Origin of the sequence: Solwaraspora sp. WMMA2065, from assembly GCF_030345075.1 — a bacterium.
Classification (GTDB): domain Bacteria; phylum Actinomycetota; class Actinomycetes; order Mycobacteriales; family Micromonosporaceae; genus Micromonospora_E.
The window spans coordinates 6,147,456-6,169,423 of record NZ_CP128361.1 but is presented as its reverse complement, the minus strand read 5'-3'; the positions used below and the strand labels follow the sequence as shown (position 1 = coordinate 6,169,423).

The window sequence follows — 21,968 nt, the reverse complement described above, 5'->3', positions numbered from 1 at the left end:
GGGCAGCTGGACTGGCGTGGGATCTCCGACCGGGCGGCGGACGGGGTCGGCGGCGCAGGCGACGGCGACCCGGTCGACAACGCCCGGGTCCGGGCCCGCAGCCGGGCGCTGCTCGGCTCGCTGACCCGGCCGCACCGGCGCATGATCGCGGTGGCGGTCGCCCTGCTGCTGCTGCAGAACGCCGCCGCGATGGCCGGTCCGTACCTGGTGATGCTGGGTATCGACCGGGCCATTCCGCCGCTGACCGACGACGGCGACGCGGGGCCGCTGATCGCGATCGCCGTCGCCTTCGCGGTCGCCACCGTCGCCGAGTACGTCGGCAAGCGCAGCTTCCTGATCCTGTCTGCCCGGATCGGTCAGGCGATCCTGCTCGACCTGCGTCAGCGGGTGTACCGGCATTTCCTCGGCCTGTCGGTCAGCTTTCACGAGCGCTACACCTCCGGCCGGGTGGTGGCCCGGTTGACCAGTGACATGGACTCGATCTCCGAGCTGGTCAACGGCGGCATCGACGATCTGGTGCTCGCCGGGCTGTCGGTGGTCTCGGTGGCGGCGATCCTGCTCTGGCTGGACCTGCCGCTGGCCCTGGTGACCCTGCTGGCATTCCCGTTCCTGCTGTGGATGTCGATCTGGTTCGCCCGCGCCTCCACCGTCGCCTACCGGCGTACCCGGGAGACTGTGGCGCTGCTGATCGTCCACTTCGTGGAGTCGCTCGGTGGTGTCCGGGCCGTGCACGCGTTCCGGCGCGAGCCCCGCAACCAGGAGATCTTCGCAGAGGTCAACACCGGCTTCCAGCGGGCCAGCCTGCACGCGTTCCGGCTGATCGCGATCTACTCACCGAGCCTCAAGGGCATCGGCAACGTGGCCATCGCGATGGTGCTCACCTTCGGCGGTTGGCAGGTGCTGCAGGGCCGCACTGAGATCGGCGTGCTCGCCGCGTTCCTGCTGTACCTGCGCCGGTTCTTCGAGCCGATGCAGGAGCTGAGCCAGTTCTACAACTCGCTGCAGTCGGCGACCGCGGCGCTGGAGAAGCTCTCCGGCGTACTCGACGAGCGGCCGGACGTCCCCGAACCGGTGCGGCCGCGGCCGCTGCCGCAGCCGGTACGCGGCGCGGTGCGGCTGCATGCCGTTTCCTTCGGCTACCGGCCGGACCGTCTGGTGCTGCCCGAGCTGACCCTGCGCATTCCGGCCGGGCAGACGGTCGCGCTGGTCGGGGCCACCGGGGCCGGCAAGTCAACGATCGCCAAGCTGGTGGCCCGGCTCTACGATCCGGTCAGCGGGTCGGTCACCCTGGACGGGATCGACCTGCGCGACATCGCCGGCCGCGACCTACGGCGGGACGTGATCATGGTGACGCAGGAGAATCACCTCTTCGCCGGCAGCGTCGCGGACAACATCCGGTTCGGCCGGCCGGACGCCACCGACACCGAGGTCGAGGCTGCGGCGCGGGCGATCGGCGCACACGAGTTCATCGCCGGACTTCCCGACGGGTACGCCACCGACGTGCACCGGCGCGGCGGGCGGCTGTCCGCCGGGCAACGGCAGTTGGTCGCCTTCGCCCGGGCGGTGCTGGCCGACCCGGCAGTTTTGATCCTCGACGAGGCGACCTCGTCGCTGGACGTGCCGACCGAGCGCCTGGTGCAGCGGGCGTTGCAGACCATGCTCGACGGTGGCCAGAACTGCAGTAGCCAGAACTGCGGTGGCGGCAACGACGGTGGCCGCAACGGCGACGGACCGGGGGCCAACAGCTCGCCGACCGGCCACGGGCGCACTGCGCTGGTCATCGCGCATCGGCTGTCGACGGTGCAGATCGCCGACCGGGTGCTGGTCCTCGACGACGGCCGGATCGTCGAGGACGGCCGGCCCGCCGACCTGATCGCCGACGGCGGTCGGTACGCCGTGCTGCACCACCAGTGGCGCGACAGCCTTAGCTGACCCGGACCGCCTGCAGGGTGTAGCTGAGTGGGAACCGCTCCGGTCGTTCAGTCAACCGCCACTCGCCGTCGTCGCCCTTTATCATCCGGCCGGGCAACGCGTTCCACGGCACGCTGTCGTGCTCGACCAGCATCGTCACCTGGAGCCCGGCGTCGGTGAGCGCGGTGAAGATCTCCCCGATGCCGTGGTTCCAGGAGTGGGTCAGGTTATGGGTGAAGCTGACGGCCGTATCGACGTAGGTGCCGTCCTCGTTCCATACCAGCGGCCGGTCCGTCTCGAAGTACGGCAGGTCGAGCACGAGCAGGCCGTCCGGGCGGGTCTCGTCGACCGCCCACAGCGCCGGGTGCCCTTCCCGCAGGAACAGCCGGCCGCCCGGCCGCAGCAGTGCGGCCACCGTCTCCGCCCATCGGGTCACGCTCGGCAGCCAGCAGAGCGCGCCGATCCCGGTGAAGACGAGGTCGAACCCTCCCGCGCCGAGCACCTCCACGGCGCGGTAGACATCGGCTTCGACGTACTCGACCGGGGTCTGTGCGGCTGCGGCGATCCGCCGGGCCTCGGCCAGGGACGCGCCGGAAAGGTCCAGGCCGGTCATGGTCGCGCCCAGCCGGGCCAGCGACAGCGTGTCGGTGCCGATGTGGCACTGCAGATGCACTCCGCGTACGCCGGTCAGGTCGCCGAGCCTCGGCAGGTCGAAGCGCACCACCTCACTGAGCAGCGCCGGGTCGGCGATCAGCTGCGCCACCCGGTAGTCCGGCGATGCGGCGTGTGCCGGCGCGCGCTCGTCCCAGCTGGCCCGGTTGAGCGCCAGATAGTCGGTCATGCCGCCGACCATCGCATGATCCGACGCCGCTGGCACCCCGTTATCGTCCGGTCGGGTCCGGCCCGGTGAGCCTGGTAACGGCGGGTGGCCCCGGTCGCTCATGCGCTCCCGGGGCCACCCGCTTTCTCAGTTGTTGCGTGTCACGCCCTGTTCGCCCGACGGCGGGTGAGCAGGAGCAACGAGATGCCCAGCACCACGAGCGCACCGCCGCTGGTGATCAGGTTCGTGGTCGCGCTGCCGGTGACCGGCAGCCCCACGTACCGGAAGGCGATCTCGTTCGAGGTGCCGTTCGGTGTCGTCACCGTGATGGTTGTGTGCTTGACGTCGCACGGCGGAGTGACGAAGCTCAGCGAGGTCCCGGAACTGTTGACCGTGACCTTGTTCGCTGGAATCGTCTTGCCGCAGATCGTCACGGTCGTCTGGCCTGGGATGAAGCCGCTGCCTCCGACCACCACTGTGGTCCCGCCGTTGGCCGGTCCCTGTCCAGGGTCGACCGAGTCGATCACCGGTGCCGGGCCACCCGAGTAGGTGAAGCCGTCCGGAGCGACCGCGTCGTCACCCGGCAACACCACCACCACATCAACCGGACCCACCGGCCCCGGCGGCGTCACCACCGTCAACGACGTACCCGACGGATCCACCACCAGATCAGTCCCCGGCACACCACCGAACGTCACATCAGTCGCCCCGGTGAACCCGGAACCCGTGACCGTCACCGTGGTACCACCCGTGTTCGGACCCGAATCCGGCACCACCGAATCAATCGTCGGCGGCACATAGGTGAAGATCCCCGCATCCGCAGTACCAGCCGGGAACACCAACACCACATCAGCCGGACCAGCAGCACCCGGCGGAGTCACCACCGTGATCTCCGTACCAGCCGGATTCACCGCGAACCCCGTACCCGCCACGCCATCAAACGTGACACCGGTCGCCCCAGTGAAACCCGAACCAGTAATCGTCACCGTGGTACCACCAGACGTCGGCCCGAAATCAGGATCCAGATCCGTCACCACCGCATCCGAACCATCAGCCAGATACGTGTACGCCAACGGATCAGTCGAACCACCATCAGTGGTCACCACCACATCCACCACACCAGGCGCATGCGCCGGAGTCACCGCCGTCAACGACGTACCCGACGGATCCACCACCACATCAGTGGCCGGCAACCCGTCAAACGTCACCGCCGTGTCACCCGGCACAAAACCCGAACCAGTGATCGTCACCACCTGACCACCAGACTGCGGACCAGAATCCGGATCAATAGACGACGCAGTCGGCGGCGCGACCACGTAGGTGAAGCCGTCCGGAGCGACCGCGTCGTCACCCGGCAACACCACCACCACATCAACCGGACCCACCGGCCCCGGCGGCGTCACCACCGTCAACGACATACCCGACGGATCCACCACCAGATCAGTCCCCGGCACACCACCGAACGTCACATCAGTCGCCCCGGTGAACCCGGAACCCGTGACCGTCACCGTGGTACCACCCGTGTTCGGACCCGAATCCGGCACCACCGAATCAATCGTCGGCGGCACATAGGTGAAGATCCCCGCATCCGCAGTACCAGCCGGGAACACCAACACCACATCAGCCGGACCAGCAGCACCCGGCGGAGTCACCACCGTGATCTCCGTACCAGCCGGATTCACCGCGAACCCCGTACCCGCCACGCCATCAAACGTGACACCGGTCGCCCCAGTGAAACCCGAACCAGTAATCGTCACCGTGGTACCACCAGACGTCGGCCCGAAATCAGGATCCAGATCCGTCACCACCGCATCCGAACCATCAGCCAGATACGTGTACGCCAACGGATCAGTCGAACCACCATCAGTGGTCACCACCACATCCACCACACCAGGCGCATGCGCCGGAGTCACCGCCGTCAACGACGTACCCGACGGATCCACCACCACATCAGTGGCCGGCAACCCGTCAAACGTCACCGCCGTGTCACCCGGCACAAAACCCGAACCAGTGATCGTCACCACCTGACCACCAGACTGCGGACCAGAATCCGGATCAATAGACGACGCAGTCGGCGGCGCGACCACGTAGGTGAAGCCGTCCGGAGCGACCGCGTCGTCACCCGGCAACACCACCACCACATCAACCGGACCCACCGGCCCCGGCGGCGTCACCACCGTCAACGACATACCCGACGGATCCACCACCAGATCAGTCCCCGGCACACCACCGAACGTCACATCAGTCGCCCCGGTGAACCCGGAACCCGTGACCGTCACCGTGGTACCACCCGTGTTCGGACCCGAATCCGGCACCACCGAATCAATCGTCGGCGGCACATAGGTGAAGATCCCCGCATCCGCAGTACCAGCCGGGAACACCAACACCACATCAGCCGGACCAGCAGCACCCGGCGGAGTCACCACCGTGATCTCCGTACCAGCCGGATTCACCGCGAACCCCGTACCCGCCACGCCATCAAACGTGACACCGGTCGCCCCAGTGAAACCCGAACCAGTAATCGTCACCGTGGTACCACCAGACGTCGGCCCGAAATCAGGATCCAGATCCGTCACCACCGCATCCGAACCATCAGCCAGATACGTGTACGCCAACGGATCAGTCGAACCACCATCAGTGGTCACCACCACATCCACCACACCAGGCGCATGCGCCGGAGTCACCGCCGTCAACGACGTACCAGACGGATCCACCACCACATCAGTGGCCGGCAACCCGTCAAACGTCACCGCCGTGTCACCCGGCACAAAACCCGAACCAGTGATCGTCACCACCTGACCACCAGACTGCGGACCAGAATCCGGATCAATAGACGACGCAGTCGGCGGCGCCGGTGCGGCCGGACGTTCACAGGTGGCCTCGGCGATGATGACTTCACCGACCGGGATGACCACCGGGAACCCGAGGAGCAGACCCGAGAGTGAGGCGGTGAGCACGATGGTGGCCGCCGCCGCGCTGTCGGCGGTGACGGTCTCGATACGCGACAGCGAGACATCGAGCATCGCTCCGACCAGACCCGGTACCGTCACCGCGGCGCTCACGTCAAGGCTCGGCCCGTTCGGGATCAGGACCTCCGCCAGGCCGAACACGGTAAGCCCGGTCAACGTCGTGTCGGCAGTCTGCGGACCGACGAAGGGGCAGCTGACCGCAGCCTCGACGGCCGATGCGGTCAGCACGTTCACCCCGAGGATGTCCAACGACACGTCGGCGACCGAGGACGAGGCGGACGACGAAATTGGGCCCCTGGTAGCGCTGACCTCCAGGACGGTGCCGTCGGCGGCGACGCCGATGGCTCCCGGCAGGGTGATGTCGAGCAGGGTCTCGGTGTCGGTGCCGCCGGCGGGTGGGGCGTCCACCGACCCGATCACCGCACTGGCCTCGATCACCGGAATCCCGAGGACCTCAGCCGAGAGGTCGACGATCACCCCCCTCGCATGCGCGTCTCCGGGAGCTGCGTAGGCGGGTGCGGCCGTCACCGCCAACCCGCCAGCGGTGCCAAGTAGCGCGGCCAGCGAGACGCTGGCCACCCGTTTCAACGTTGACTGCACTTTTCCCCCGTCTCGTCTTCTGCGTGAGCCGGACAGGCCGGTGCGCCCATCCGTCAGAAACGAGAACGACAGCAAATAGGGCAAGTCGCGCGAAACTACCGGAGGTCCACCTCACTCGACACGCATGTCCGGCGCGGCGTAGCTGGCCAGACGGGACGGCGTCCGCTGAACAGATCCACTTCCGCCGTTCGCCGGACGTGCCCGCAAGTTGATCCCTAAGCTCACTCACCTGGCCTCGGACGGGCTGCCCGGTCAGGAAGCACTGCCCGCCAACCGTCAGAACAGGATCCGCGTCACAGCACCTGTCAGTACCGGGAGGTAACTTGGTGCCGCTGGTTTCGCGGAACGGGGAGGGTCGCGGGTGCGGTACGTGGCGATCGGGGACAGTTTCACCGAAGGGCTCGGCGACGAGTTGCCGGACGGCACCGTACGCGGCTGGGCCGATTTGGTCGCCGCCGGGCTCGCCGCCGCGAATGGCGGTAGCGTGCAGTACGCCAACCTGGCGGTCCGGGGACGGCTGCTGGAGCCGATCGTCACCCAGCAGCTCGACCGGGCACTGTCGCTGTCCCCACTCCCGACGATGATCACCCTCAACGGCGGCGGCAACGACATGATGCGCCCCGGCACGGACCTGAGCCGGCTGGTCGCGCTGACCGAGGGCGCGGTACGCCGCTGCGCCGACGCCGGGGTTCGGCTGGTGCTGCTCAGCGGCGGCGACCCGAGCGCCCGGCTGCCGTTCGGCACGACGATGCGGCGGCGCGGGGTCTCGCTGACCGCCGCCACCGCTGAGCTCGCAGCCCGGCACGGTCTCGACTTCATCGACGTTTTCAGCGACGTGGAGATCCGCCGCGAACAGTACTGGTCGCCCGACCGCCTGCATCTCAACTCTGCCGGCCACCGCCGGGTCGCCAGCCTGGTGCTGGACGGGCTGGGCCACCCGACCGAGGCGCACGTGGTCGACCCGGCACCGGTCGGCCGGCGCAGCCTGCTCGCCGAGGCCCGCTACTACCGGGAGTTCGTGGTGCCCTGGGTACACCGCCGGCTGCGCGGCCGCTCGTCCGGTGACGGGCGGACCGCGAAGTACGCCGACTGGGTGCCGGTCCAGGCCGGCTGACCGTGTCGGATCGGACCCGTTCGCCGGCTGATGGTCCGCCGGTGCCTGCGTCACCAGCCACGCAGGAAGCGCAGGCCGAGCAGGAAGGCCACCACCGACGGCCCGACGAGCAGCGTCACCGCCTGCAGTCGGTACGGCATCCGGTGCCGGCCGAGTTCGAGTGCGTTGGCGAACACCGAGGCGGCGGCGAGCATCATGAAACCGCCCCACCAGCCGATGGTGCCGAAGTCGACCAGACCGGTCACGATCAGCTCAAGGGTGGCCCCGACCCCGGCACCGGTTACGGCCAGCAGGGCCACGGTGCGGTGCAGCCCTCGGGCGAGCGGATGGTCCGGACGCCAACGGTAGGTGCCGGCCACCGCCAGGCAGGGCAGCACGACGAGCAACGGCCAGCCGTCACCCATCAGCCCCAGCATGAGCAGTGCGCCCACGGTGAAGACGATCGCGCCGATGCCGGCGACGACGTATCCACCGAAGGCGCGGCCGCCACCGCGGGCCATCAGCGGGCCACCGGCGGCGGCGATCAACGCGCCGGGTACCAGGATGAACCCGGCCCACCAGTGGAACCGCCCGGGCGACTGGGCGGCGGCGGTCGCCGCCCCGGTGGCCAGGGCCGCCGCGCCGAGACCGGCGAGCCACCCGCGCTGAATCTGTCGCTTGGTGTCCACGACGACGAGCCTGCCCGGTCGCCGGCCGGCGGACCATCCGGGTAGCCCTACTTCCGAAGGTCAGAAATCCCCGAATCCGCCGAAGTCGCCGCCACCGAAATCCCCACCGCCGAAGTCGCCGCCACCGAAATCCTCGCCACCGGAGAAGTCCTCCCCGCCGGAGAAGTCCTCGTCACCGCCGCCGTCCTCCAAGCCGGCGGCGTACCCGGCGTCGTAGCCGGGGTCGCCGAACGTCGGAGAGAACAATGCACTGAAGACCAGCATGCCGCCGATCGCACCGGCCGCCCCGGCCAGCGCCGGCTTCCACAGCGGTTGGGAGTACCAGCCGGCCGGCACCGGCCGGCCCTGGTGGTAGCCGCCCGGGTAGTAGTGCGGCGTCTGCGGGCCCGGGTTGGGCCCGGCCCGGAAGGTCTGCCCCTGGACGTCGACCTCACGCTCCTTGGTGAGCTGCCCGGCGCCCCGGGCGGCGGCCAGTGGGGGCAGTTCGGGACCGGGGTCGATGCCGAGCGCCACCCGGGCCGCCCGGACGTAGGCCAGGCCCTCCAGGGCGGTCTCCCGGGCCAGCTCGAACTGCTTGAGGCTGCGGGCCTGCTCCAACTGGGAGCCGGCTGCGGTGTAGCGCTCGCCGGCGTCGAGCAGCGACTGCCGGACCGCCGGCTGGTCGCCGTGCAGGTTCATCACCTGGCCGCCGAGCCGCTCGTACCAGCGTTGTGCCTCGGCCCGGGCGTCGGCCAGCGCCCGCTCCTTGCGGGCGGCGCTCTCCCCCCGCCACCACAGCAGGCCGCCGGCGAACAACGCCACCAAGACCAGGAGCAGAAGAAATTCCATGGCTACGACGGTAGCCGCCCTGATCCACCACCAGCCACAACGACGGGCGGTGCCGGGCGTCGGCGGGCGGGCGGCGTACCTGTTTGACATGCTTTCCGGCGTGGATGTCGCGACGGTTGTGGTGGTGGTCGTCTGTCTCGGTTGCGGCGCGGCGCTCGGCTGGCTGACTGCCCGGGCCCGGTCGGCGACCGAGATCGCCCGGCTGGACGCGACGCTGCGCGCCACCCGCGACGGCGAGGGTCGGTTGGAGCAGTCGATGCGGGCGCTGTCGTACGAGGCGACCGCCCAGTCGCAGGAGGCGGTGGCGCGGGCGGTGGCTCCGCTGCACGACGCACTGCGCCGCTACGAGCAGCGGGTGGCTGAGCTGGAGCACGACCGGGTCGACGCGTACGCCGAGCTGCGTGAGCAGGTCCGGGCGATGGGCGGGGTCTCCGCTGAGCTGCGTACCGAGACCAAGCAGCTGGTGGCGGCGCTGCGCGCGCCCCAGGTGCGGGGCCGGTGGGGTGAGCACCAGCTGCGGCGCATCGTCGAGGCGGCCGGGATGCTCGAGCACTGCGACTTCGCCGAGCAGGTGACCGCGCGGACCGAGCAGCAGACGGTCCGCCCGGATCTGGTGGTACGGCTGCACGGCGGGCGCAGCGTGGTGGTCGACGCCAAGGCACCGTTCGACGGCTACCTGTCCGCGATGGAGGCCCGCGAGGAGCGCACCCGGGACCAGCACCTGGACAGCCACGCCCGGCAGCTGCGGACCCATGTGGACGCGCTCGCCGCGAAGCAGTACTGGTCCGCGTTCGATCAGACGCCGGAGTTCGTGGTGCTGTTCGTGCCGGCCGACCCGTTCCTGGACGCCGCGTTGCAGCGCGACCCGGCTCTGCTGGAGCACGCGTTCAGCCGGGACATCGTGCTGGCCACCCCGGCGACGCTGGTGGCCCTGCTGCGTACGGTGGCGTACTCGTGGCGACAGGAGGCGCTGGCCCGTAACGCGGTGGCGGTGCACGGGCTGGCCCGTGAACTGTACGGGCGGCTGGCCACGCTGGGCGAGCATGTCACGAAGCTGGGTAACGCGCTGGGAGGTGCGGTCACCGCGTACAACCGGGCGGTGGGATCGCTGGAGGGGCGGGTCCTGGTCAGTGCGCGCAAACTCGCCGATCTCGGGGTTTCCGGCGCTGAACTGACGCCCCCGCCACAGGTCGAGGTGGCGCCCCGTCAGGTGCAGGCGCCGGAGCTGGAATCGCCGTCGGCCGGCGATGACCGGGCGCATCGGACACGTCCCGAGTGGACCGGGTTGAGCTGGGAAAACCCCAAATAGACATCACTCATTGCAGGCATTTCACTACGACCACGCCACCTATTCAGGGAAGTTTATGTCACGGGCTGGTCACAACGCTTGGCTAGGTAGTGACAGCGATCCACCGGAACACAAAGGATGCGGTCACACGTGCCCTGCACCACAGGGCCCAGTTCTTCCGGAGGAAGAGAACGTGAGTAAACCCCGCATCTGGAGACGGCGAACCTCTGCCGCGCTCCTGGCATCCGTCATGGTGGCCGGTGCCGTGACGCTGGCGGGTGGTGCGTCCACCGCGAGCGCCAACCCGTCGACCAAGGCCGACGTACTGAAGGACACCCCTACCGATACGTTGGGGTCGCACGATCTCGACCTGCTCGCCGAGGCGGAGGCGAAGAGCGAGCAGAGCGTCACCTTGCTGGTCGCCACCGAGCAGGGCCAGGCACCGAAGGTCGCGGCCGAGCTGAAGAAGCTCGGCGGCGTGATCGGCAACCAGGTCGACGAGGTCGGCTATGTCCGGGCCCGCGTGCCGGTCAAGAACGTCGTCGCGGCGTCGAAACTGCCCGGGGTCTCGGCGGTCGACCTCAACGAGACGATCCCGATGCCGGACCCGATGCCGGAGAGCATGGCGGCGGCTTCCTCCGTGGCGAGCGCGACCACCGGCCCGGGGCCGGACACCGGCGCGGTCAACCCCTACATGCCGACCAATGAGACCGGCGCGGTCTCGTTCAAGAACAGCCACCCGCGCTGGGACGGCCGCAATGTCCTCGTCGGCATCATGGACTCCGGGATCGACCTGGACCACCCGGCGCTGCAGACCACCACCACCGGGGAGCGGAAGATCGTCGACTGGGTCACCCCGATCGACCCGGTCTACGAGAATGACGGCACCTGGCGGCCGATGCTCACCGGTGTGAGCGGCCCGAGCTTCAGCTACGCCGGCGTCACCTGGTCCGCGCCGGCCGGCTCCTACATGATCAACCTGTTCTCGGAGTCGATCACCGCGGGCGGGTCGGCCAACGGTGACGTCAACCGCGACGGCGACACCAGCGACCGGTTCGGGGTGCTGTACGACCCGGCCACCAACGACGTACGGGTCGACGTCGACCAGGACTTCGACTTCACCGACGAGCCGGTGATGCGCCCGTACCAGGAGAACTTCGACATCGGCCACTTCGGCACGGACGATCCTTCGACCCCGATCGCCGAGCAGGTGCCGTTCGTCGTCGAGTTCCGCACCGACGTCGACACCGCTCCGGTCGGCGGCCCCGGCCTGATCGACTACGTCAACATCGGACTGATCTCGTCGTCGCACGGCACCCACGTGGCGGGCATCGTGGCCGCCAACGACATGCTGGGCAACGAGGACTTCGACGGCGCCGCGCCCGGCGCCAAGCTGGTCTCCTCCCGGGCCTGCACCTTCGCCGGCGGCTGCACCGCCGCCGCGTTGACCGACGGCATGATCGACCTGGTGATCAACCGGGGCGTCGACATCATCAACATGTCGATCGGTGGTCTGCCGGCACTCAACGACGGCAACAACGCCCGCGCCGAGCTCTACAACATCCTCATCGACGTGTACGGCGTGCAGATGTTCATCTCGGCCGGCAACTCCGGCCCGGGCACCAACACCATCGGTGACCCGTCGGTGGCCTCGAGCGTGGTCAGCGTCGCCGCGAGCGTGAGCCGGGACACCTGGCTGGCCAACTACGGCTCCGAGGTACGCACCCGCAACTCGCTGTTCCCCTTCTCGTCGCGCGGTCCGCGTGAGGACGGCGGGTTCAAGCCGAGCATCAGCGCCCCCGGCGCGGCCATCTCCACCGTCGCCGGCTGGGAGGAGGGCGGCCCGGTCCCTGAGGCCGGCTACCCGCTGCCGCCCGGCTACGCCATGTACAACGGCACGTCGATGGCCGCTCCCCAGGCCACCGGCGCGGTTGCCCTGCTGATGTCGGGCGTCAAGGCCAAGGACCTCGACGTCACCCCGATGCAGCTGCGTCGGGCGCTGTACAGCGGTGCCCGCTGGATCAACGGTGCCTCCGCCCACGAGCAGGGCAACGGCATGCTGCACGTGGCCGACACCTGGAAGCTGCTGCGCGAGGGCGTCGAGGTCAACGGCTACGACGTCAGCGCTCCGGTCTGCACCCCGATCTCGGAGTACCTGGCCACCCCGCACGAGGGCACCGGCGTCTACAACCGGTGCGCCGCCGACGCCGGTGGTCACCGGCCGGGCCAGTTCAAGTCCTACCCGGTCACCATCACCCGGACCAGCGGCCCGGACGTCGACCTGCTGCACAAGCTCAAGTGGGTCGGCAACGACGGCACCTTCGCTGCCCCCGGCCAGGTGGTGCTGCCGCTGAACGAGGCCGTCACGTTCAACGTGCGGGCCACCCCGGACGTCGGTGTGCACAGTGCCATCCTCCGGGTGGACAACCCGTTCACCGCCACGGTCGACTTCGAGATCATGAACACCGTGGTGGCGTCGACCGCGATGACCAGCCCGGAGTACGAGTTCAGCACCTCCGGCAAGGTGACGCGTAACGCGTACACGTCGTACTTCGTCACGGTGCCGGAAGGCGCGACGGCACTGCAGGTCAGCCTGTCGGGCATCGCGGACGGATCGCAGACCCGGTTCATCGCGATCGACCCGTACGGCGTACCGCTGGAAAGCTCCAGCAGTCTGCGCTGCTACACCAACTTCTCCGACCCGGACGTCTGCAAGCCGGACGAGCGGGACTACCAGGACCCGCTGCCGGGGGTCTGGGAGATCGAGGTGGAGTCGCGGCGGACCTCGCCGATGCTGCAGAACCCGTTCGAGTTGACCGCCCAGGTACAGGGCGTCACCGTCGACCCGACCAGCACGGTGCTCGAGGACGTCACCCTCGGTGAGACCACCCCGCTCAGCTGGACGGTGGAGAACATCTTCGGCCCGGTCGTCGTCTCGGGGCAGGGCGGCTCGCTCGGCTCGGCGAACAGTGACCGGCCGACGATCGCCGACCTGGAGGTGCAGACCTTCCAGGTGACGGTCCCGGCCGGGGCAACCCGGTTGTTCGCGAAGATCGGCAACACCAGCGATCTCAGCGCCGACCTGGACCTGTTCGTCTACCGGAACGGTTCGCTGATCGACTACACCGCCGACGGCGACTCCGAAGAGGCTGTCACCATCGACAACCCGGCACCCGGTGTCTACGACATCGAGGTCGACGGGTACTCGGTGCCGGCCGGCACCACCGAGTACGACTACCTGGACGTGTTCTACTCGACCGGGTTGGGCACCATCTCGGTCGAGTCGGGCTCGACGGAGCTGGTCAACGGCGCCAGCGCCACGCTCAGCGGCAGCGTCACGGTGGACGCCACTCCGGAGGCGGGCCGGGAGCTGTTCGGTGAGATGCTCGTCGTCACCGACCAGGGCGCGGTCGTCGGCCGCGGCGGGGTCTCGGTCAGCTCGGTGAGCTGACCGTCGGCTAAGCCGTACGACGGAAGAAGGGCCCACCCCGAGTCGGGGTGGGCCCTTCACTGTGTCCTACGGGCACCGACGCCGGTGGTCGGCGCGCACCAGGGTCGGCGGTCGCGCCGCCGGTCAGGCGGGCTCGACCCGCTGCACCATGAACGGGGTGCCTTGCTGGCAGGTGGTCATCAGGTCAGCCTGGACGTGCCCGGTGACGCTCAGCCGGGCACCCGGACGGATCAGGTCATGCGAACCGCCGACCAGCAGATAGCCGTCGAGCAGGTAGCAGTCGTGCTCCACCCCGGCCTCGACGGTGCCGGTCAGGGTCATCGGCCGCGACGACCCGGTCGACTTCCCCGGCCCTGGGGTGCCCCCCGGGACCGAGGTGGGCAGGTCCTCGGGCGGTCCAGGGGTCTGCGGTGCTGTGCTCACCGTGGCACCTCCGCTCGGTGATTCGGCTGCCGGCGGCGAGGACGGTGCGACCGTCACGGTCGGCACCGGGTCGGGGTCGGGCTCGGTGGTGGGTTCACCGGTGCCGCACGCCGGCAGCGCCAGGCAGGTCAGCAACAGGGGTACGCCGATCCGAGTGACTCTCATACCGACTAGGACGCGGTGACCGGGACGTCCGTTCCCGCCGCCGCTGCCTTCATGTCCCGGCGCAGCTCGGACGGCAGCGAGAAGGTGATCGTCTCCTCGACCGTGGTGACCTGCTCGACGTCGGTGAAACCCCGATCGGCGAGGTGGTCGACCACCTGGTGCACCAACTCGTCGGGGACGCTGGCGCCCGAGGTCAGCCCGACGGTGGTCGCGTCGGCCAGCCAGGCGTCGTCGATCTCGTGGGCGAAGTCGATCAGGTAACCGGCGCGAGCACCGGCGTCGATCGCTACCTCGACCAGCCGCACCGAGTTGGACGAGTTGCGGGAACCGACCACCAGCACCACGTCGCAATCGGCCCCAATCTGCTTGATCACCTGCTGGCGGTTCTGGGTGGCGTAGCAGATGTCGTCGGTCGGCGGCGACTGCAGCATCGGCAGCCGCCGCCTGAGGCGGGCGACGGTCTCCATGGTCTCGTCGACCGACAGCGTGGTCTGCGACAACCAGACCACCTTCTCCGGATCCCGTACGGTGATCTTGTCGGCGTCCTCCGGGCCGTCCACCAGCTGGATGTGCGCCGGAGCCTCGCCTGAGGTGCCGACCACCTCCTCGTGGCCCTCATGGCCGATCAGTAGGATGTCGTAGTCCTGCGCGGCGTACCGGCGGGCCTCCTGGTGGACCTTGGTCACCAGCGGGCAGGTGGCGTCGATCGCCTTCAACGACCGCGCCTCCGCCTGCCGGTGCACCTCCGGAGCGACGCCGTGCGCGGAGAAGACCACGGTCGAGCCGTGCGGAACCTCCTCGTTCTCCTCGACGAAGATCGCGCCTTTGGCCTCCAGGGTCGAGACCACATGCTTGTTGTGCACGATCTGTTTGCGTACGTAGACCGGGGCGCCGTACAGCTTCAGCGCCTCCTCCACGGTCTGCACCGCGCGGTCGACGCCGGCACAGTAGCCACGGGGATTGGCCAGCAGCACCCGCTTGCGGTGGACCGGTTTCGCGTCAGGCTCGCTCACCCGGCCGAGTCTACGTGCCGTCGACCACGGCGGCAGCGTGACCAACCGGCGGGACCGGGCCGGGGCCGGACGCCTCCCGGCGGGGCGAGCGGCGTCGGTGTCACCGCCCGCCCGTACCCTTGCCGGGTGACCGACACCGACGCGACGCCGCGCAGCAGCGCGGACGAGCCGTGGCCGGTCCGGGTGGTCAGCCAGAAGATCAGCGCCTGGATCGGCCGGCTCGGCTGGGTGTGGGTCGACGGGCAGGTCGCGCAGATCAGCCGGCGGCCCGGCGCGACCACCGTGTTCCTGACCCTGCGTGACCCGTCGGCGGATCTCAGCCTGACCGTCACCACCAACCGGGACGTGCTCGACCTCGGCGCGCCGGAGCTGGCCGACGGTGCCCGGGTGGTGCTACGCGCCAAGCCGGAGTTCTACCCGGCGCGGGGCACGCTCAGCCTGCGCGCCGACGAGATCCGCCAGGTCGGCCTCGGTGAGCTGCTGGCCCGGCTGGAGAAGCTGAAGAAGCTACTGGCCGCCGAGGGGTTGTTCGACCGGTCCCGCAAGCGCCGCCCGCCGTTCCTGCCGCAACGGATCGGGCTGATCACCGGCCGGGCGTCGGCCGCCGAACGGGACGTGTTGACCAACGCCCGCCGACGCTGGCCGGCGGTCGATTTCCGGGTGGTCAACGTCGCGGTGCAGGGCTCCGGCGCGGTGCCGCAGGTGATCGACGCGCTGGCGGTGCTCGACGCGGATCCGTCGATCGACGTGATCGTCATCGCCCGCGGCGGCGGGAGCGTCGAGGACCTGCTGCCGTTCTCCGACGAGGCGCTGTGCCGGGCGGTGTTCGGCTGCCGTACCCCGGTGGTCAGCGCCGTCGGCCACGAGACCGACGCACCACTGCTCGACTACGTCGCCGACGTACGGGCGTCCACGCCGACCGACGCCGGCAAACGGCTGGTGCCGGACCTGGCCGAGGAGCTGCGGCTGATCGCCCTGGCCCGGCACCGGCTGGACCGGGCGGTGACCGGTCTGCTCGACCGGGAGACACACCGGCTGGAGATGGTCCGGTCCCGGCCGGTACTCGCCCGGCCACAGGTGCTGTTGGACGGGCGGGTCGGCGAGGTCGACGCGCTGCGGGACCGGGCCACCCGCTGCCTGGCGCACCGGTTGTCCGCCGGCACCGCCGAGCTGGGACACACGTTGGCCCGGCTGCGCGCGCTGTCACCGGCCGCGACCCTCGACCGGGGGTACGCGATCGTGCAGGACGCCGCCGGCGCGGTGGTCCGATCCCCCGACGACGTCGCGGCTGGCGACCCGCTGCGGCTGCGACTGGCCGGCGGTGAGCTGCCGGCCGTCGCCGCCCGAACCGAATGAGTGAGGCATCAGGTGACCACGAAGAAGGCAGCTGACCGAGGTACGGCGACCACGTCGGCGAAGGTTCCGGCGACTGAGCCGGCGAGCGGGCCGCTGGCGGCGGACTCGCTGAGCTACGAGCAGGCCCGCGCCGAGCTGGCCTCGGTGGTGGAGCGGCTGGAGTCCGGCGGCACCACCTTGGCGGAGTCACTGGCGCTGTGGGAGCGCGGTGAGCAGTTGGCCGCCACCTGTCAGCGCTGGCTGGACGGGGCCCGTCAGCGACTCGAAGCCGCCCGCGGCGCCCGACCCACCGGCTGAGGGTGCACCCAAGACGGCATTTCGCCACAATTCGGCTACGATCTTGCAAGTTGATGGACATCGACCTATCCTTCGGGGAAAGCGCTTTCCAGAGTCAGGGCAAGGTGTGCTGCAGCACACCGGCGGCGGGGACGTGAGGACGGTCCGGGTGACCTCGCGCCCTCAGCGCTGACGGCCACGCGTCCGGGGCCCGACGAGCCGCAGACTCGTCCACATCACCAAGAACACCGCACCTGGGTCGAGGCGTCCCCGCCCCGGCTGCCGCCATCCGTGGCCGATGGCCGTCATCTGACGGCCGGGCAACGGTCACATCGGTGCCGCCGGCGGGTTGACCACGGGCTGCGACCAGTGCCGTACCGGTTGCGCCGGACGGTACGCGTCCTCCAGCAGTCGAGACGATCCATCAGCAACTTCAAGACGAAGGCGAGACGAGACTATGAGACGACCAGTCGGACTGCGACTTCTCGCAGGACTGGCCATCACAGCCGTAGCCGGCACGGTCGGCGTGGCCCTGGCGATTCCCCAGGCCTCGGCGGCGACCGGCAGCGCCACCGGATTCGCCACCCGCAACGGCGGGACCACCGGCGGCGCGGGCGGCCAGACGGTACGGGTCAGCTCCGGTACCGGTATCCACTCCGCGCTGTGCAACCGTTCCAGCAGCAGCACCCCGATCATCATCGAGGTCCAGGGGACGATCAACCACGGCAACACCAGCAAGGTCTCCGGCGACAGCTGCAACACCGCCGACGACGTGATCGAACTCAAGCAGATCAGCAACGTCTCGATCATCGGGGTGGGCAGCGGCGCGGTCTTCGACCAGCTCGGCATCCACATCCGCGAGGCGAGCAACATCATCATCCAGAACGTGACCGTCCGCAACGTGAAGAAGTCGGGCTCGCCGACCTCCAACGGTGGTGACGCCATCGGCATGGAGTCCGACGTCCGCAACGTCTGGGTCGACCACGTGACGCTGGAAGCCTCGGGCGGCGAGTCGGAGGGTTACGACGGCCTGTTCGACATGAAGAACAACACGCAGTACGTCACCCTGTCGTACAGCATCCTGCGCAACTCCGGCCGTGGTGGTCTGATCGGCTCCAGCGAGAGCGACAGGTCCAACGGGTACGTGACGTTCCACCACAACGTGTACGAGAACATCGACTCCCGTACTCCGCTGCTGCGTGGCGGCATCGCACACATCTACAACAACCACTACACGGACATCGAGAAGTCCGGCATCAACTCGCGAGCCGGCGGACGCGCCAAGGTGGAGAACAACTACTTCCAGGACTCGAACGACGTTCTGGGCACGTTCTACACCAGCGAAGCCGGCTACTGGCAGGTCAGCGGCAACATCTACGACAACATCGACTGGTCCAGCCGCAGCGGCGACAACCAGCCGGCCGGCCCCAACCCCACCTCGAACACGAGCGTGAGCATCCCGTACTCCTACACACTCGACGGAGCCAGCTGCGTGCCGAACATGCTCCGGCAGATCTCCGGCGCCAACAAGGGCAACCGCGTCTCGGACGGCAGCTGCTCGCCGACCTCGCCGCCGCCGTCGAACCCGCCGAGCCCCACGCCGACCGTGCCGCCGACGCCCGGCCCGGACGGACGCTACGAGGCGGAGTACTCGCCGGCCTCGTGTGACGGTGAGATCGAGTCAGAGCACTCCGGCTACTCCGGCAGCGGGTACTGCAACACGGAGAACGCCTCGGGTGCGGCATCGCAGTTCCTGGTCAGCTCGAGTGGTGGCACGACGAACCTGACTATCCGGCACGCGAACGGCGGCTCGGGCAACCGACCGGCCAACCTGGTCGTCAACGGCTCGACCGTGCAACAAGGGGTCGCGTTCAACCCGACCGGCGGGTGGACCAGCTACTCGAACGTCTCGGTGTCCGTCGCGCTCAACAGCGGCACCAACACGATCCGGCTGGTGGCCACCACCGGCGAGGGCCTGAGCAACATCGACTACCTGCAGGTCTCCGGCGGCACCGGCCCCAGCCCGACCCCGAGCCCGACGGCGCCGCAGCCGACCTCGACCCCGACCCAGCCCGGTGGCACCAACCTGAGCATCGGCGCCGGATCGGACGGTTCGAGCAAGGGCAGCGGCACCAGCTACGGCGACGTACGGGACGGCGACATGGGCACCTACTGGTCGCCGAGCGGCACCACCGGTCGAATCTCGATCAAGTGGGACGCTGACACCACCGTCTCCTCGGTCAACATCCGGGAGGCGTCGGGTGCCGTAGGTGCCATCGGATCGTGGCGGCTGTACAACCACGACACCGGTGCCACCCTCGCCTCCGGCAGCGGTGCCGGCATGATCAGCTTCTCCTCGACCACGCTCAGCAAGATCAGCTTTGAGATCACCGGTGCCTCCGGCACGCCGCAGATCGCCGAATTCGAGACGTACGCCTGACGAGACGTACGGCTGATCGGCGGCTGGGCAGCCACCGCCACCACTGATCAACTGCACGCTCCAACGAGCCGAACACCAGATACCTTTCCGGACCCGGATCAGGTATCTGGTGTTCGGCTCGAGCCGTCGGAGCGCCGGTAGGTACGAACACCATGCTCGGCAAGTTCCCGGAGCACCTCGGTCGGTTCCCCCGCCTCGATCGCGGCCAGCAGTCGCTCGTGCCGGTGCACCCCGTCGACCGGCTGCGCCACCTCGGCCTCCCGCTGCAGGTTGATCGCCAGGTACAGCTGGAGCTTCAGCAGCACCGACTCGTACACCCCGGTGAGCTGCCGGTTGCCGGCCAGGCCGACCAGCTCGACGTGGAACCGCCGATGCGCCTCGGCAACCCGCAGCCGGTCACCGACCGTGGTGGCCAGCCGCATCTGGTCGACCGCAGCCCGCAGGCCACCGAGGGCGGTGTCCCGGCGCACCGGCAGCACCGACTCCACCGCGTGCCGCTCCAGGAGGTCGCGCACCGCGTACAGCTCCTGAACGTCGCGGTCGGACAAGGTCGCCACCCGCACGCCGCGTCGTGGTACGTGCTCCACCAAACCCTGCTCGGCGAGCAGCCGCAGCGCCTCGCGCAGCGGCGCCCGGCTGATGCCCAACCGCCGGGTCAGTTGCTCCTCGACGAGCCGTTGCCCGGGGTCGGTCTTGCCGCTGAGGATCTCGCGACGCAGCCGCCGCACCGCCAACTCCACCAGGCTCAGGCTCTCCAGCTCACCATCCACCGACGATGCGGCCACGTCGCTCACCCCGTCGAGTCTGCCACCCACGTCCCGGAAACCAGATTCCCGGCCGGGCAACCGCCCGGTACGGGCCGGACCCGCCGAGGTATCAGCGTGGCGTGAGCGCCTCGGCCATCACCCGTAGCTCGTCGGTATCCGCCGTGCCGACCACCAGCACACTGTGGTCCGGCGCCAGCCACACCAGTGCACGTTCGCCGGGCCGGGCCGCGTACCGCTGCCAGGTCGTCGCCCCGATCGCCACATCACCCTGCGGCTGCGCGGTCGCGGTCAGCTCCGCCACCAGCAGTTCCGGTGCCGGCCGTGAACTCTGCACCACCTGGACGGCGGCGCCGGCCGGGGTGACGTAGCCCAGCCGCAGCGTCGGACCGTCCGCCGCCGACACCGGCCGGAAGACCGCGCTCACCGCGACCCAGTCCGGTCCGAGACCGGCGGGCGCGCGCACCGGAAACTGGCCCGCCGCACCGGCCTGCTCGTACGCCGGCCCGGGATCCACCGCCACGGGCTCGTCGGCACCGAGGAAGACCCGGTAGAACCCGAACACCAGCAGGATCGGCACCAACAGGACGAGCAGCGACAGGGTGATGTCCTTCGGGGTGCGTTCCGCCCGGTCGCGCGCCGGCCCGGTCGTCTCCATGCCCCCATCCTCCCAGCCGGCCGGCGCGGACTGACGCGCGGACCGACCACCCCGCGACTACCTGGCACCGTCGTGACGTGCCAGGATTCCCTCAGGACCGGAGCCGGCGACGCTGTGCTCCGGGATGCGCCCCGCACCGTCGCGAGGAGGAGCACCGATGAGTGGAACCGGCACCCGTAACCCGCAGAATGGCACCCGTAACCCGCAGAATCTCGACCGTAACCTGGCCCTGGACCTGGTCCGGGTAACCGAAGCCGCAGCGATGGCCGCCGGCCGGTGGGTGGGTCGGGGAGACAAGGAAGGCGGCGACGGCGCCGCGGTCGACGCGATGCGCAAACTGATCAACTCGATCCAGATGCGTGGCGTCGTCGTGATCGGCGAGGGCGAGAAGGACAACGCCCCGATGCTGTTCAACGGAGAACGGGTCGGTGACGGCTCCGGGCCGGAGGTCGACGTCGCCGTCGACCCGATCGACGGCACCACCCTGATGAGCAAGGGCATGCCGAACGCCCTCGCGGTGCTGGCGGTGGCGGAGCGGGGCGCCATGTTCGACCCCAGCGCGGTCTTCTACATGGAGAAGCTGGCGGTCGGCCCGGACTGCGCCGACGTCATCGACATCGAGGCCGGGGTGCGGGAGAATCTGCAGCGGATTGCCCGGGTCAAGAAGTCGAGCGTCTCCGACGTGACGGTGAGCATCCTCGACCGGCCCCGCCACACCGAGCTGGTGCAGGAGATCCGCGACGCCGGTGCCCGGATCCGGTTCCTGTCCGACGGTGACATCGCCAGCGCGATCTCGGCTGCCCGCGAGGAGTCCGACGTCGACGTGCTGATGGGCATCGGCGGCACCCCGGAGGGGATCATCGCCGCCTGCGCGCTGAAGTGCATGGGCGGCGCGATGCAGGCGAAACTCTGGCCACGCGACGACGCGGAGCGGGACAAGGCCGTCGCTGCGGGGCACGATCTGGGCCGGGTGCTGCGCACCGACGACCTGGTCACCGGCGACAACTGCTTCTTCGTCGCCACCGGGGTTACCTCGGGTGACCTGCTGCACGGGGTGCGGTACCGCTCGGGTGGGGCGTACACCCAGTCGATCGTGATGCGCTCCAAGAGCGGCACGATCCGGGTGATCGACTCGCATCACCGGTTGGAGAAGCTGGCGCTCTACTCGGCGGTCGACTTCGACGGTCGGCCGATCGCCGAGCTCGACCTCTGACCCGGGGCCCG

16 protein-coding genes are annotated in these 21,968 nt (G+C 69.5%); 8 read left to right on the top strand and 8 right to left on the bottom strand.

The window, feature by feature from the left end:
- Positions 1–6: 6 nt before the first annotated feature.
- Positions 7–1,932, top strand: a complete 1,926-nt coding sequence (locus O7610_RS28045) for an ABC transporter ATP-binding protein (RefSeq protein WP_475050287.1) — start codon at positions 7–9, stop codon at positions 1,930–1,932.
- On the opposite strand, the gene O7610_RS28040 is transcribed toward O7610_RS28045, so the two are convergent.
- Together O7610_RS28040 and O7610_RS28035 are read right to left on the bottom strand one after the other, a co-directional pair.
- Positions 1,925–2,752 (bottom strand): class I SAM-dependent methyltransferase, encoded by an 828-nt coding sequence (locus tag O7610_RS28040; RefSeq protein ID WP_281567462.1) that lies wholly within the window; start codon positions 2,750–2,752, stop codon positions 1,925–1,927. The two genes, O7610_RS28045 and O7610_RS28040, sit on opposite strands and share 8 nt — an antisense overlap.
- Before the next feature lie 140 nt (positions 2,753–2,892).
- The gene (locus O7610_RS28035; protein ID WP_281567463.1) at positions 2,893–6,279 is read right to left on the bottom strand and encodes an IPT/TIG domain-containing protein; all 3,387 of its coding nucleotides are present in this window, start codon (positions 6,277–6,279) and stop codon (positions 2,893–2,895) included.
- Between the two features lie 382 nt (positions 6,280–6,661).
- Here O7610_RS28035 and O7610_RS28030 point away from each other — a divergent pair, with 382 nt between their 5' ends.
- Complete coding sequence (locus O7610_RS28030; RefSeq protein WP_281567464.1) at positions 6,662–7,414, top strand: SGNH/GDSL hydrolase family protein; 753 nt, start codon at positions 6,662–6,664, stop codon at positions 7,412–7,414.
- 50 nt (positions 7,415–7,464) lie between these two features.
- On the opposite strand, the gene O7610_RS28025 is transcribed toward O7610_RS28030, so the two are convergent.
- The gene (locus O7610_RS28025; protein WP_281553349.1) at positions 7,465–8,082 is read right to left on the bottom strand and encodes a hypothetical protein; all 618 of its coding nucleotides are present in this window, start codon (positions 8,080–8,082) and stop codon (positions 7,465–7,467) included.
- Between the two features lie 60 nt (positions 8,083–8,142).
- A complete protein-coding gene (locus tag O7610_RS28020) occupies positions 8,143–8,910 on the bottom strand; it encodes a hypothetical protein (protein WP_281553348.1) in 768 nt (255 codons plus the stop codon).
- An 88-nt stretch (positions 8,911–8,998) separates the two neighbouring features.
- On the opposite strand from O7610_RS28020, the gene O7610_RS28015 reads away from it, so the two are divergent.
- Positions 8,999–10,219, top strand: a complete 1,221-nt coding sequence (locus O7610_RS28015) for a DNA recombination protein RmuC (RefSeq protein WP_281555440.1) — start codon at positions 8,999–9,001, stop codon at positions 10,217–10,219.
- Positions 10,220–10,391: 172 nt separating this feature from the next.
- Positions 10,392–13,649 carry a S8 family serine peptidase gene (locus O7610_RS28010; RefSeq protein WP_289212230.1) on the top strand — a complete coding sequence of 1,086 codons (3,258 nt, stop codon included), beginning with the start codon at positions 10,392–10,394 and terminating at the stop codon, positions 13,647–13,649.
- Positions 13,650–13,772: 123 nt separating this feature from the next.
- Here the strand turns inward: O7610_RS28010 and O7610_RS28005 are convergent, their stop codons facing one another.
- A complete protein-coding gene (locus O7610_RS28005; protein ID WP_281553346.1) occupies positions 13,773–14,237 on the bottom strand; it encodes an RAD23 family protein in 465 nt (154 codons plus the stop codon).
- A gap of 5 nt (positions 14,238–14,242) precedes the next feature.
- Positions 14,243–15,250, bottom strand: coding sequence for a 4-hydroxy-3-methylbut-2-enyl diphosphate reductase (locus O7610_RS28000; protein WP_281553345.1), 1,008 nt, complete (start codon positions 15,248–15,250; stop codon positions 14,243–14,245).
- A 126-nt stretch (positions 15,251–15,376) separates the two neighbouring features.
- Here O7610_RS28000 and xseA point away from each other — a divergent pair, with 126 nt between their 5' ends.
- From xseA to O7610_RS27985, 3 genes are all read left to right on the top strand, one after another.
- Entirely contained in the window at positions 15,377–16,606 is a 1,230-nt protein-coding gene (gene xseA / locus O7610_RS27995) for an exodeoxyribonuclease VII large subunit (protein WP_281553344.1), read from the top strand.
- Positions 16,607–16,699: 93 nt separating this feature from the next.
- Positions 16,700–16,903, top strand: a complete 204-nt coding sequence (locus tag O7610_RS27990) for an exodeoxyribonuclease VII small subunit (RefSeq protein ID WP_281555439.1) — start codon at positions 16,700–16,702, stop codon at positions 16,901–16,903.
- Between the two features lie 436 nt (positions 16,904–17,339).
- Positions 17,340–19,322 carry a pectate lyase family protein gene (locus O7610_RS27985; RefSeq protein ID WP_353850303.1) on the top strand — a complete coding sequence of 661 codons (1,983 nt, stop codon included), beginning with the start codon at positions 17,340–17,342 and terminating at the stop codon, positions 19,320–19,322.
- 98 nt (positions 19,323–19,420) lie between these two features.
- On the opposite strand, the gene O7610_RS27980 is transcribed toward O7610_RS27985, so the two are convergent.
- Positions 19,421–20,116, bottom strand: coding sequence for a GntR family transcriptional regulator (locus O7610_RS27980; RefSeq protein ID WP_281553343.1), 696 nt, complete (start codon positions 20,114–20,116; stop codon positions 19,421–19,423).
- 82 nt (positions 20,117–20,198) lie between these two features.
- Complete coding sequence (locus tag O7610_RS27975) at positions 20,199–20,744, bottom strand: DUF4245 domain-containing protein (protein ID WP_281553342.1); 546 nt, start codon at positions 20,742–20,744, stop codon at positions 20,199–20,201.
- A gap of 157 nt (positions 20,745–20,901) precedes the next feature.
- Between O7610_RS27975 and glpX the strand changes: the two genes are divergently transcribed.
- A complete protein-coding gene (gene glpX, locus O7610_RS27970) occupies positions 20,902–21,957 on the top strand; it encodes a class II fructose-bisphosphatase (RefSeq protein WP_281553341.1) in 1,056 nt (351 codons plus the stop codon).
- Positions 21,958–21,968: the final 11 nt, after the last annotated feature.

Coding starts and splice junctions, on each gene's coding strand:
- O7610_RS28040 (WP_281567462.1), bottom strand. CDS start 2,752: ATGACCGACTATCTGGCGCTCAACCGGGCCAGCTGGGACGAGCGCGCG.
- O7610_RS28020 (WP_281553348.1), bottom strand. CDS start 8,910: ATGGAATTTCTTCTGCTCCTGGTCTTGGTGGCGTTGTTCGCCGGCGGC.
- O7610_RS28015 (WP_281555440.1), top strand. CDS start 8,999: ATGCTTTCCGGCGTGGATGTCGCGACGGTTGTGGTGGTGGTCGTCTGT.
- O7610_RS28005 (WP_281553346.1), bottom strand. CDS start 14,237: ATGAGAGTCACTCGGATCGGCGTACCCCTGTTGCTGACCTGCCTGGCG.
- O7610_RS27985 (WP_353850303.1), top strand. CDS start 17,340: ATGAGACGACCAGTCGGACTGCGACTTCTCGCAGGACTGGCCATCACA.
- O7610_RS27975 (WP_281553342.1), bottom strand. CDS start 20,744: ATGGAGACGACCGGGCCGGCGCGCGACCGGGCGGAACGCACCCCGAAG.
- glpX (WP_281553341.1), top strand. CDS start 20,902: ATGAGTGGAACCGGCACCCGTAACCCGCAGAATGGCACCCGTAACCCG.